The 12,386-nt window shown below is 63.9% G+C and carries 12 protein-coding genes; 4 read left to right on the top strand and 8 right to left on the bottom strand.

Annotation, left to right across the window (positions count from 1 at the left end):
- Positions 1–629: 629 nt before the first annotated feature.
- From ABIB66_RS40965 to ABIB66_RS40940, 6 genes are all read right to left on the bottom strand, one after another.
- Positions 630–884: a hypothetical protein gene (locus ABIB66_RS40965; RefSeq protein ID WP_354211646.1), complete on the bottom strand. Its 255-nt coding sequence runs from the start codon at positions 882–884 to the stop codon at positions 630–632.
- A gap of 243 nt (positions 885–1,127) precedes the next feature.
- Positions 1,128–2,441 carry an NAD(P)H-dependent oxidoreductase gene (locus ABIB66_RS40960; protein ID WP_354211648.1) on the bottom strand — a complete coding sequence of 438 codons (1,314 nt, stop codon included), beginning with the start codon at positions 2,439–2,441 and terminating at the stop codon, positions 1,128–1,130.
- Between the two features lie 165 nt (positions 2,442–2,606).
- The gene (locus tag ABIB66_RS40955) at positions 2,607–3,407 is read right to left on the bottom strand and encodes a phytanoyl-CoA dioxygenase family protein (protein WP_354211650.1); all 801 of its coding nucleotides are present in this window, start codon (positions 3,405–3,407) and stop codon (positions 2,607–2,609) included.
- 137 nt (positions 3,408–3,544) lie between these two features.
- Positions 3,545–4,222: a GntR family transcriptional regulator gene (locus tag ABIB66_RS40950; protein ID WP_354259451.1), complete on the bottom strand. Its 678-nt coding sequence runs from the start codon at positions 4,220–4,222 to the stop codon at positions 3,545–3,547.
- A 197-nt stretch (positions 4,223–4,419) separates the two neighbouring features.
- Positions 4,420–5,232 carry an alpha/beta fold hydrolase gene (locus ABIB66_RS40945; RefSeq protein WP_354211654.1) on the bottom strand — a complete coding sequence of 271 codons (813 nt, stop codon included), beginning with the start codon at positions 5,230–5,232 and terminating at the stop codon, positions 4,420–4,422.
- Between the two features lie 2 nt (positions 5,233–5,234).
- On the bottom strand, positions 5,235–6,053 hold the full coding sequence (locus tag ABIB66_RS40940) for an alpha/beta fold hydrolase (protein ID WP_354211656.1): 819 nt from the start codon (positions 6,051–6,053) through the stop codon (positions 5,235–5,237).
- A 139-nt stretch (positions 6,054–6,192) separates the two neighbouring features.
- On the opposite strand from ABIB66_RS40940, the gene ABIB66_RS40935 reads away from it, so the two are divergent.
- Complete coding sequence (locus ABIB66_RS40935; RefSeq protein WP_354211658.1) at positions 6,193–6,735, top strand: methylated-DNA--[protein]-cysteine S-methyltransferase; 543 nt, start codon at positions 6,193–6,195, stop codon at positions 6,733–6,735.
- Positions 6,736–6,843: 108 nt separating this feature from the next.
- On the opposite strand, the gene ABIB66_RS40930 is transcribed toward ABIB66_RS40935, so the two are convergent.
- Both ABIB66_RS40930 and ABIB66_RS40925 read right to left on the bottom strand, forming a co-directional pair.
- Entirely contained in the window at positions 6,844–8,388 is a 1,545-nt protein-coding gene (locus tag ABIB66_RS40930; RefSeq protein WP_354211660.1) for an acyl-CoA synthetase, read from the bottom strand.
- A 188-nt stretch (positions 8,389–8,576) separates the two neighbouring features.
- Entirely contained in the window at positions 8,577–9,749 is a 1,173-nt protein-coding gene (locus tag ABIB66_RS40925; RefSeq protein ID WP_354211662.1) for an acetyl-CoA C-acetyltransferase, read from the bottom strand.
- 107 nt (positions 9,750–9,856) lie between these two features.
- Between ABIB66_RS40925 and ABIB66_RS40920 the strand changes: the two genes are divergently transcribed.
- The 3 genes from ABIB66_RS40920 to ABIB66_RS40910 all read left to right on the top strand — a co-directional run bounded on the left by ABIB66_RS40920 (position 9,857) and on the right by ABIB66_RS40910 (position 12,368).
- Entirely contained in the window at positions 9,857–10,585 is a 729-nt protein-coding gene (locus tag ABIB66_RS40920; protein WP_354218078.1) for a TetR family transcriptional regulator, read from the top strand.
- A 30-nt stretch (positions 10,586–10,615) separates the two neighbouring features.
- Entirely contained in the window at positions 10,616–11,374 is a 759-nt protein-coding gene (locus ABIB66_RS40915) for an SDR family NAD(P)-dependent oxidoreductase (RefSeq protein ID WP_007597254.1), read from the top strand.
- 187 nt (positions 11,375–11,561) lie between these two features.
- The gene (locus ABIB66_RS40910) at positions 11,562–12,368 is read left to right on the top strand and encodes an enoyl-CoA hydratase/isomerase family protein (protein WP_354211664.1); all 807 of its coding nucleotides are present in this window, start codon (positions 11,562–11,564) and stop codon (positions 12,366–12,368) included.
- Positions 12,369–12,386: the final 18 nt, after the last annotated feature.

Raw genomic sequence — 12,386 nt, 5'->3', positions numbered from 1 at the left:
GTAAAATGCGTCAGGGCCAGCGCTTCAAAGCGCGGCTCAACGAAAGGCCCAGCGGCCAAATCCATTGCAGCCAACTTTTGCAACAAAATCGGCCCATAGCTGACCTGCCGCGCGCAGCCGGTGGAGGACCGCTTTTGACCCACAGCTGACGTCGGCCGGTGTCACACATCTAGCCTTGCGCGTTTATCTTCAAAGAACGCTAGTTGATCTCGCGCATTCGAGCTTTGAAAACTCAATCTCGGTCACTTGCCCGACCGCGTTGCCGAAAGTGAGCCCGGGCGTATTCGAAGCCCAAATAGGCAATGAACACCGCTATGACCCAGAACCACAGATCGTGCGTTCTGGCCTTAAGGCTGGCGGCCTCAGCGTATAACAATAGCCAAAATGCGCCCCACGCATCTATGTCCAACAGGATAAAGGGCATGTCGCCGGCCTTTTTGTACCCTCGATTCTAGAAGCTGCCCCCCACGGCGCTCGGGCTACGACTGCAAGTGACCCGAAGCTGACCTTGGTATTGCAACTGACTTGTCAAGGACGCGTTTTGCGTTCGTTAGCTTGATCTTTTAGCCCTTGGTGAAAGGCGCGAACCTCGCCAGTGTAGTCATAATAGGCTCCTACTTGCGTCATCTTCAATGCACCATCGGCGGCTTGGTCAGCGTTGTAAGATGGGGGATAGGATTCAGGTTGAGGCGCAAATCTGCGCACGCTTCCTGAACGGTAAGCTGAGCTTGCTCCTTGGACGTTGCCTTAGCGACTTTGGCTTTAAGGCATTCCCTGTAAGGCTTGAGCAGCTCAGTCATCGCTTTGCCGACCTCAACAGCTTCTTGTTGAGCTAGTGCCGTCCCGCTCAGGCCAGCAAGGAACACGACAGACAAGAGCTTCATACCAGCCTTCTCGTGTAAAAACACAATCCGGGGCGGCGTTCGCATGGACGAACGTTTATCGCTCCGGTTCGGCACGTCTCAGTTGTGCAGTACTAAGCCCTAACCTCGGGTAAACCGACTCCGCACAAAGTCGCGTGTTGGCTCATAGCTGACCTGAGTCGATGTTCAGCTTGAGTCCAAAAAGCGTCGGCCAGCGGAGATCGCTCAGGCCGCACCAAGAATCTCTATTTATGAATGCTCGGCCTACTCTGCGCTTGCGAAAGCCGCTTCCATGGCCTTCCGCGTCTTGACCGTCTCGTTGCCTGCGTCAAACTCGACATCGCTCCAGCGCACGACCTCGCCATGGGCCACGTCGTGCTTCAGCTTCAGCCGATGCGCCAGCCCGATCGGCAGCGCGCCGGCCTTGAGGCTCGCGGCGGCCGGCACCAGCTTGCCCCACACCGTGTAGCCGCCTTCGCCATCCAGCATCTCGCCGGCGCGCAGATTGCGTTTGGCCACGGAGGCGACGTCGCCGCGGAAGCCATGGGGCTGCCCGGTCGGCTCGCCGCGTAGCGCGGCCGAGAGCACCGAGATGTTCAGCTCGAGGCCGATCAGATGATAGGGCTTGTACATTGCCGCGTACCGTCCGCTGCCGTCGGTCTTCAGGCCGTATTGCCTGAAGCAGTCGGCGGCGTAGTCGTTCGGCGCCTCCAGCACGACGTACACGCCCCAGCGCAGATCGCGAAACACCGGCCTTCCGTCGCGCTCGAGCGAGGAGACCACCTCCACGACGCCCGATCGCTCCAGCACGCCGCCCTTGCTGCGCGGCCGCATGATATGCGGCAGGTCGTCGACGCCGCAGGGCGGAAACAGCAGACCCTCCGCAGGCACGTCCAGTCCGCAGGCGTTCGCAATCGCGGCCATCTCGATCGCCGATTTGGTGCCGTCGAGGAAGGAGTTGAACATCTGCGGATTCATCCCGGCCGATTGCGCCTCGCCCGCGGTCAGCCCGTAATGCTGCCAGACACCATCCGGCGTCACGTCGTGATAGGCCGGCAGATACTTTGTCCCCTTGCCGGCGGCGACGACGTGAAAGCCGGTGGCGCGGGCCCAATCCACCATCTCCGCGGTCAGCGCCGGCTGGTCGCCATAGGCGAGCGAATAGACCACGCCGGCCTCGCGGGCTTCCTCGGCGAGCAGCGGACCCGCCAGCACGTCGGCCTCGACATTGACCATGACGATATGCTTGCCCGCCGCGATTGCCGCGCGCGCGTGCCTGATGCCGACGGCCGGATTGCCGGTCGCCTCCACCACCACGTCCATCGCGCCACCGGCAATGGCGCGCGCGCCGTCATCGGTGAAAACGGTGGCGGCGATGCGGTCCTTGTCCCATCCGACCGTTCGGCAGGCCTCGCGCGCGCGGTCGCGATCGATATCGACAATGATGGGCACCTCCAGCCCCGGCGTGTGTGGCACCTGCGCCAGAAACATCGAACCGAATTTTCCGGCGCCGATCAGCGCGACACGGACGGGCTTGCCGGCGGCAGCGCGGGCCTGGAGGAGGCGGAAGAGGTTCATGGGGATGGTCCGGTGATACAGAAATTCGTGAGGCGCGTGTCTCTATCAGTTCGTCATGGCCGGGCTTGGCCCGGCCATCCACGTCTTACTGCTGGCGATCGTGTCAAGACGTGGATGCCCGGGACAAGCCCGGGCATGACGCCTGAGATGCTTGCACGACTACGCTTACTCCGCCGCCTGCCGCGGCGCACGGGCGAGCCGCACCAGCGCGTCGTCCTCCACCGTCTTGATCGGCGCGAAATCGCGATGCGCAATGTACTCCGGCCGCGTCGGGGTGCGGATGTAGTTCGAGACCGCGTTCAGCGTCAGGTACACGATCTTGCGCGGATAGGGCGTGATGTTTCCGCTAGAGCCATGCACGAGGTTACCGTGGAACATCAGCATGCCGCCTGGCTTTCCCGTCGGGGCCACGATGCCGCCCTGCTTGACCAGCCGCGTCACGGTCTCTTCGTCCAGCGTCCACAGCGGATAGGAGGTCGTCGCAAGGTCGTGCGAGGCCTTGAGGTCGCCGGCGTTCTGGCTCTGCGGCACCAGCATCAGCGGGCCGTTGATCGGCATCACCTCGTCGAGGAAGATCGCGATGTTCATCGCGCGCGGCTCGGGCATGCCGTCGTCGCGCTTCCAGGTGCCGTAATCCTGATGCCATTGCCAGACGTCGCCGGTGAAGGCGGATTTTGCGTTGATCTTGAACTGGTGCATGTAGACCTGCTCGCCGAACAATTGCTCGACCGGGTCGATCATGCGCGGATGCGCACCCAGGATGCCGAACGCCTCGTTGTAGAAATGCGCGGCAAAGGCGGTGCGCGGCGCGCCGCTCTTCTCGCGCCAGACTTCCGGCCGGTTCGCGTCATAGATGGCAACCGCCTCGCGCGCGAGGAGATCGACCTCCTCCTGGCTGAACAATTCGGGCAGGAACAGCCAGCCCTCGCGGTGGAAGAACTCCAATTGCTCCTGGGACAGTTTCATGGGTCGTCCTCCTGTTTTGTCGTTTTTTCTCTCTCGTCATGCCCAGGCTTGTCCCGGGCATCCACGTTCTTCCAGCGTCGAACAAAGTCGTGGATGGCCGGGTCAAGCCCGGCCATGACGGCGACGGAGATCGTGACCTACGCCGCCGCCTCTTCCGTCGCCCTCAATCTCTCTTCGGTCAGCCGTCCTGCCGTCTGCGCATGTGCAAGCGCCGCGCGTTCGGCCGCCTTCGCATCGCCGGCGAGAATGTGTCCGGCAATGTCGGCATGCTCGGCCCAGGCGCTGCCGCGATAATCGAGCTCGGACAGCACCGTCGCCATCGAGCGGCGCATGTGCGGCCATTGCGGTGCAATCGTCTCCTCGATCACGGGATTGCCGGCGAGCCGATAGATCGCGCGATGAAATTCGACGTCGAGCGCGATCAGCTCGGCGAGCGTGGTCGTGCCACCGATCCCGCGCCCGGCGGCGAGCGCCGTCTCCAGCCGCGCGCGGCCCGCCGCATCGGTCCCGGCGCGTTCGCCGGCGAGCCGTGCCGCCAGCGCATCGATCGCGCCGCGCACCTCGTAGAGCTGGCGGATGCGTGCGGGATCGAGCTGGGTGACTTCAAAGCCGCGCCGGCCGCTCTCGGCGACGAGCCCCTGCCGGTGCAACAGGTGCAGCGCATGCGACACCGGCTGGCGCGACACGCCGAGCTTGTCGGCGAGTTCGTTCTGGCGGATGCGCTGGCCGGGCTGCAGCGTGCGCTCGGAGATCGCCTCCAGGATCCGCGCATAGACCTGGTCGATCAAGTTCGGAAGCGGGTCGAGAGGGATCACGCCGGCAGCTCCGAGAGCCATGACATTGAATACGGAATTCCGTATGCGAAGATACGCTGAGAGGATAAAGGCGTCAAGCGCGACCAACGGGGCGTCCGACCCCGTTTTTGTCCTCAGCCAAGCCATTGATATTGCTGGGCTCGGCTACTGTGCATGGGGTTGTTTTCGAGGGAAAAAGAAAGAGGTGTGAGGCGCGCCTACTCCGCCAGGAACGCAACCACCGCCTCGCCGAACTCCAGCGGCGCCTGCTCGAACATCCAGTGCCCGGCCTTGGGGATCACGGCCGTCTTGGCGCCCGCGATGTGCGCGGCCAGCACGCGCAACATCACCGACAGGCTCCCCGTCGTCGCGCCGCCGCCGATCAGCAGCGTCGGGGTCGTGATCGCGTGCGCATCCGCGAGCGTGTAGGGCCTGCGCTGCTCGTTGATCTGGCCGAGGAAGGTGATCGCGTTGTCGCGCAATTGCTGCTTCGCCGCCGCCGGCACGCGCCGCCACGAACCGTCGCCTTCGATGCCTTCGTAGAAGTTCTGCAACGCGCCCTCGATGTCGCCGGCGCGGATCATCTCGACCGAGCGCGCCGTGCGCGCCGCCAGCGGTGGATGCACGGGCGTGCCTGCAGGCACCGGCAGGCTGGCATCGAGATCGCCGCCGGGCTCGGCCAGCACCAGCTTGCGCAACAGATCCGGCCGCGCCTGGGCTACGCGAAACGCGATGTGGCCGCCGCGCGAGTGGCCCATCAAATCGACCGGCGCCGGTTCGACCTGCTCGATGAAGGCGATCACGTCGGCGACGTGCTGGGCCATCTTGTAGTCGTCGCCGACGGCATCCCAGTGCTCGGGAAAGAAATGCCGCAGGCTGACCGAGATCACGCGATGCGATTTCGACAACGGGCCGAGCACTGAATACCAGGTGCGGAAATCGCCGAGCGTGCCGTGCACGCAGACCAGCGGCGGGCCTCGTCCCACCTCGAGATAGGCCATGTCGTAACCGTTGACGCGAAATGTCTGCATGATCAGCCCGCCAGAAAATCCAGCACCACTGCGGAGTATTTCTGCGGCGCCTGCTCGAACATCGGGTGCGTTGCGTTCGGGATGACGGTCGTCCTGGAATACGGCACATGCGCCGCGAGCGCATGCAGCACTTTCGGCAGCAGGCCCTTGGTGCGTGCACCGAGGATGAACAGCGTCGGCATCTTGATGGACTCCGCGTCCGCCTTCGAGAATGGCGGGCGGTCGTCGCGGACCTGGCCGATCAGCGTGAAGGCGTTGTCGCGCAAATTCTGCTTCACCAGCGCCGGCAGCCGCGGCCAGGTGCCGGCGCCTTCAAGCGTGTCGACGAAGACCGCAAGGCCGCTGTCGATGTCGCCGGCCGCGATCTTCTCGGCCGAGGCCGTGAACCGCGCCAGCAGCGGCGAGGGGCCGCCGGCATAATCGGGGTCGAGGCTCGCATCGAGCTCGCCGCCGGGCTCGGCCAGCACCAGCCGCCGGAGCAGCTCCGGCCGCCGCTGCGCCACGCGGAAGCAGATGTGCCCGCCGCGGGAATGGCCCATCAAATCGACCGGGCCGAGGTCGAGCTGGTCGATGAAGGCGATGACGTCGTCGACATGCTGGGCGATCGAATAGGTGTCGCCGACGCCATCCCATTGCGCCGGGAAGAAATGCCGCAGGCTGACGCAGATCAGCCGGTGCCGCTGGGACAGCGGCCCGAGCACGCAGCCCCAGACACGGAAGTCGTTGAGCGAGCCATGCACGCAGACCAGCGGCGGCCGGCCTCGATCTTCGCCCACGTCGAGATAGGGCATGTCGTATCCGTTGACATGGAGGCTTTGCATTCTGGGCTCGCGAAAAGGAGAGGCGGAACTCCTGTGCAAGATTCCCGGAAACCGGGTGGATCGCAACTATTTCCAAGCCTAGATTTGGGCTCAGTTCACATTGGGGGCATGCGAGGGAACGCAAGCCAGGGACCGAACCATGACCCACCAGCATTTTGCCCTGTTCGATAGCAAGATCGGCCTGTGCGCCATTGCCTGGGGTCCGCGCGGCATCAACGGCACGCAACTGCCGATGGGCGGTGAGCAGAAGATCCGCACCCGCATCAGCCAGCGCCATGCCGACGCCAGCGAAGCCGAGCCGACCGCGGAAGTGCAGCAGGCGATCGACCGCATCACAAAACTGCTCGCGGGCGAGCCGGATGACCTCACCGACATCCCGCTCGATCTCGACGGCGTGCCCGACTTCAACTGCGGTGTCTACGCGATCGCCCGCACCATTCCGCCGGGCAAGACCGTCACCTATGGCGACATCGCCAAGCAACTCGGCGGTGTCGAGCTGTCGCGTGACGTCGGCCAGGCGCTCGGCCGCAACCCGTGCCCGATCGTCGTGCCCTGCCATCGCGTGCTGGCGGCCGGCAACAAGCCCGGCGGCTTCTCCGCGAATGGCGGCGTGGTGACGAAGCTGAAGATGTTGGAGATCGAAGGCGCGCTGGTGAACCACACGCCGAGCTTATTCGATTGAGATTGCACTGTCATGGCCGGGCTTGTCCCGGCCATCCACGTCTTTACATCAGCACAAAAACGTGGATGCCCGGGACGAGCCCGGGCATGACGAAGCAAGGCGCAAGCGCTAGATTTTCGCTGCCGCCTTCGGCCAATATTTGTCGCGCAGATGCCGCTTCACCAGCTTGCCGGTCGGCGTGCGCGGCAACTCGGCTTCGAAATCGATCGAGCGCGGGCATTTGATCGTCGAGAGGCGGCTCTTGCAGTAGGCGATCAGGTCGGCCTCCAGCTCCCTGCCGGCGCGCTTGGGATCGTGCGGCTGCACCACCGCCTTGACCTCTTCGCCCATCTCCTCGTTCGGCACGCCGAACACGGCGACGTCGGCGACCTCCGGGTGGGTGATGAGCACGTCCTCGGTCTCCTGCGGGTAGATGTTCACGCCGCCGGAGATGATCATGTAGGACTTGCGGTCGGTGAGAAAGAGAAAGCCGTCACTGTCGAGATATCCGACGTCGCCGAGCGTCGACCAGCCTTTTGCGTTGTAGGCCTTCTTCGTCTTCTCGGGATCGTTGTGATAGGTGAAAACCGGCGCATCGGCGAAATAGACCGTGCCAATCTCGCCTATCGGCTGCTCCTCGTCGTTCTCGTCCAGAATCTTGATTTTGCCGACCACGGCGCGGCCGACGCTGCCGCGGTGCTCCAGCCATTCTTTCGAGTTGCAGACGGTGACGCCGTTGCCTTCGGAGCCCGCGTAATACTCGATCAGGATCGGCCCCCACCATTCGATCATCTTGGCCTTGACTTCGACCGGGCAGGGCGCGGCGGCGTGGATCGCGCCCTTCAGCGTCGAGACGTCGTGGCAGTTACGGACCTCGTCCGGCAGCTTCAGCATGCGCACGAACATGGTCGGCACGAGCTGTGACTGTGTGACCTTATATTTTTCGACCAGCTTCAGGAAATCTTCGGCGTCAAAGTGCTCCATGATGATAGAGGTGCCGCCGAGCACGATCGCCATCATGTTGAAGCGCAAGGGAGCGGCGTGATAGAGCGGCGCCGGTGAAAGATAGATAGTCTCGGCGTTCATGCCGCACATGCTGGCGCAGAGCACGCGCAGAAACGCGTTCGGCTCGTCGATCGGCTTGCCCTCGAACGCCTTCTTGATGCCCTTGGGCCGGCCGGTGGTGCCCGACGAATACAGCATGTCATAGCCAGCGACCTCGTCGGCGATCGGCGTTGTCGGCTGCGCGGCGGCTTCCTTGTCGTAGGAGCGGAAGCCGGCTTGCGGCTCGTCCATCATGTAGAAGACCGGCTCGCCGGGTGCGCCCTTGATCAGGGCCTTGATCTGGTCGGCGCATTTCGGTGTCGTGATCACGACCTTGGCGCCGCAATCGGCGATAATGTAGTCGATCTCGTCCTGTTTCAGATAGCGGCTGATCGCGGTGTAATAGAGCCCGCTGCGTTGCGCAGCCCAGCAAATCTCCATGAAGGCGAGGCGGTTTTCCATCAGCAGCGCGATGTGGTCGCCGGCTTTCAGCCCGAGCGAGCGGAAAAGGTGCGCGCCCTGGTTCGAGAGCTCGTCGAGCTCGCGATAGGTGATCGCCTTGCCGGTCCCGGCCATCTGATAGGCGATCTTGTCGGGTGTGGCGCGGGCGTGGATGGAGGGGTGAGTCATCGCCGAGATCTCGCAACGTAAACGGTGTCATCCCGGCCTAGTGCGCAATTGCGCACGGGGGGCCGGGATCCATAGCCACCGATCCCAAGTGTTGAAACGCGATGTCGCCCCTGCGCAGCTTAACCACAGGCGCCTGTGGTTATGGGTCCCGGCCTTCGCCGGGACGACACCATTAGCGACGCAACGGCTTACAGCCGCTCCACGATCGTCACGTTGGCCATGCCACCACCTTCGCACATGGTCTGGAGGCCGTAGCGCTTGCCGCGCTGATGCAGGGCATGCACCAGCGTCGTCATCAGCTTGGTGCCGGAGCCGCCGAGCGGATGGCCGAGCGCGATGGCGCCGCCATTGACGTTGAGACGCTCCGGATCGGCGCCGGTGGTCTTCAGCCACCCCGTCGGCACCGAGGCAAAGGCCTCGTTGACTTCGAACAGGTCGATGTCGTCGATCGTCATGCCCGCCTTCTCCAGTGCGCGCTTGGTGGCGTGCAGCGGTGCATCGAGCATGATCACGGGGTCGCCCCCCATCATGGTCATGTGGTGGACGCGCGCCAGCGGCTTCACGCCAAGCTGCTTGAGGCCACGCTCGTTCACCACCATCACGCCGGAGGCGCCGTCGCAGATCTGGCTGGCGCTGGCCGCGGAAAGCTTGCCGTTCTCGGCGATCAGCTTGACGCCCTTGATGCCGTCGAGCGTGGCGTCGAAGCGGATACCCTCGTCGATGTGGTGGGTGTCCTTGGAGCCGTCGGCGCGGGTGATCTCGAGCGGCACGATCTCCTTTTTGAAGTGGCCGGCCTGCGTCGCCGCGATCGCGCGCTGATGGCTGTTGTAGGAGTACTCGTCGAGCTCGTTCTTGGAGAGGCCGTACTTCTCGGCCATCATCTCGGCGCCGGTGAACTGGCTGAACACGATGTTCGGATAACGCTGCTCGATACCCGGGCTCTTGTAATTGCCAAAGCCGTTCTTGGCGGGAAGCTGCGACGACAGGCCCATCGGCACGCGCGTCATCGATTCCACGCCGGCGGCGATCACCACGTCCATCGCGCCGGACATCACGGCCTGGGCTGCGAAGTGCAGCGCCTGCTGCGAGGAGCCGCACTGGCGGTCGATCGAGGTGCCCGGCACGCTCTCCGGCAGCTTCGAAGCCATGATCGCGTTGCGCGCGACGTTGTTGGACTGCTCGCCGACCTGCATGACGCAACCCATGATCACATCCTCGACCAGCGCGGGATCGACTTTGGTGCGATCGACCAGCTCGTTCAGGACCTTCGCGGCGAGATCTGCCGGATGCCATCCGGCGAGGCGACCCCCCTTGCGCCCACCGGCGGTACGCGCAGCGGCGACGATGTAAGCCTCGGCCATGTCGGTTTCTCCCTGAATTATTTTGAACGGTTGGTTGTCGGGGCGGATTTAAGGGGTGAGTGGTTGGTTAGTCAATCGATCAATTAACTCTTGTGGGGAGGCGCTGCTTGGGCTTATCTGCGGCCGCTCTCGCGCCAAAATCAGGGATCTCCGTGACTACCAGCGTACCGAACAGGCTCCCCAGCGGAAAGAATTCCACGGCAGAGAAATTGCTCGTGGCTGCGAGCGAGCTGATGATCGAACGCTCCTCGATCGAGATTTCGCTGAGCGACATCGCCCAGAAATCCGGCGCCAACGCCGCGCTGGTCAAATATCACTTCGGCAACAAGGACGGCCTGCTGTTGGCGCTGCTCGAGCGCGACGCGGGGACGGAATTGTCCAATCTCGAATACCTGCTGGCCCAACCGATCACGCCGACCGCCAAGTTGAAGCTGCATATCGGCGGGATCATCCGCGCTTATCACCGGTTTCCGTATATGAACCGGCTGATCCACTATCTGCTGCACGAGAGCGTCGCGGGCTCCGCGGACGAAGTCTCGAAATTCTTCGTCGCACCGCTGCTGGATTTCCATCGCCGCCTGCTCGCCGAAGGCGTCAGTCAGGGCGAATTCCGCGCCACTGATCCGGTGCTGTTCTACACCAGCCTGATCGGCGCCTGCGATCATTTGTTCTTCGGCCGGCACGCGATGTCACGCGCGACCGGCGTCGGCCCGGTCACCGACGACGTCTGCCGGCAATACATCAAGCACATGGAAACGCTGATCTGCGGCGGCATCCTCACGAATATCGAGGAAGCTGCCGCGGCCGGATGTTCCGGCCAGAACGCAGAAGTCTAGAGAAGAAACGCCCAAGGAAAGGTACAAGCGATGCAGTTGAAAGACGTAGCCGTTCTCATCACCGGCGGCGGGTCGGGCCTTGGCGCCGCGACCGCCCGCGCCATGGCCGCCAAGGGCGCCAGGATCGGCGTGATCGACCAGAGCAAGGAAAACGCCGAGAAGGTTGCCGCCGAAGTGAAGGGCATCGCGCTTCACGCCGACGTCACCAGCGAGGAGCAGATCAAGGCGGCGATCGCCAAGGCGGAAGCCGCGCACGGCGTCGCGCGCGTGCTGATGAACTGCGCCGGCATCGGCGGTTCGCAGCGCATCGTCGGCCGCGACGGCGTCTACCCGCTGGAAAAGTTCGCGCGCATCATCAACGTCAATTTGATCGGCACCTTCAACTGCCTGCGTCTGTTCGCCGAGCGCCTCGTCACGATCGAGCCGGTCGGTGAAGAGCGCGGCGTCATTGTCAACACCGCTTCGGTGGCGGCTTACGAAGGCCAGATCGGGCAGATCGCTTATGCGGCGTCGAAGGGTGGCGTCGTCGGTCTCACGCTGCCTGCCGCGCGCGACCTCGCGAGCCAGAAGATCCGCGTCAACACCATCGCCCCCGGCCTGTTCCTGACGCCGCTGCTGATGGGCTTGAACGAAGAGGCCCGCAAGAGCTTAGGGGCCCAGGTGCCGCATCCCGCGCGTCTCGGCGACGCCAACGAATACGGCTCGCTGGCCGTGCACATCGTCGAGAACCCGATGCTCAATGGCGAGACCATTCGCCTCGACGGCGCGATCCGCATGGCGCCGCGGTAGGACTCTTTTTCCTTCTCCCCTTGTGGGAGAAGGTGGCGCGCGTAGCGCGCCGGATGAGGGGTCTCTATCCGCGGAGACAGACCCCTCACCCAAGCGAATTCCGGGTTCGCAGCGTACATGCCCTCTCCCACAAGGGGAGAGGGCGCAGCAATCGGCACCGCGAACGGCGGCAAGCACGAGGCGCCTCATGTCCCAACCGCTGCTGATCGAGCACAACGACGGCGTCGACACCGTGACGCTCAATCGTCCCGAACACCTCAACGCACTCGATCCTGCGCTGATCGACGCGCTCAACGCCTATTTCCAGGGCCTCCAGCGCAACCGCGATACGCGCGTTGTGGTGCTGAAGGGCGCCGGCAAGAATTTCTGTGCGGGCCTCGATCTCAAGGCTGCGATGGCGCGCCGTGCCGGGCAGCAGGAGTCGCCTGATGTGACCGAGTCGCTCGACTCACAGCGGCGCATCGCCGATATCGTGATGCTGATGCGGCGCTGTCCGCAGCCGATCCTCGCGCTGGTACAGGGCGCGGCCGCCGGCGGCGGCTTTGCACTTGCGCTCGCCTCCGACATCCGCATCGCGACGAGATCGGCGCGGATGAACTGCGCCTTCATCAAGCTCGGCCTTGGCGGCTGCGACATCGGCACCAGCTATTTCCTGCCACGCCTGGTCGGTGTCTCCGTGGCCTCGGAGCTGATCCTCACAGGACGCTTCATCGGCGCCGAACGCGCACTCGCGGTCGGGCTGGTCTCCGAGGTCGTTGACGAAGACAAGCTCGACGCCGCCGCCGAACCCTATGTCGACGCGCTCATCACGGCGTCGCCCGTGGGTCTGCGCCTGTCCAAGGAATGTCTCAACATGAGCGTCGATGCCGGATCGCTGGAAGCCGTGATCGCGATGGAGGATCGCAACCAGGTCCTGTGCAGCCGCTCCGAGGAATTTTCGGAAGGCATCAGGGCCTTCCTTGAGAAGCGAAAGCCTGTCTATATCAGGCGCTGACAATGAAGATCCGCAAAG

The organism is Bradyrhizobium sp. F1.13.3 (assembly GCF_040548265.1).
GTDB lineage: Bacteria > Pseudomonadota > Alphaproteobacteria > Rhizobiales > Xanthobacteraceae > Bradyrhizobium.
This window is presented reverse-complemented; position numbering and strand designations above follow the sequence as displayed.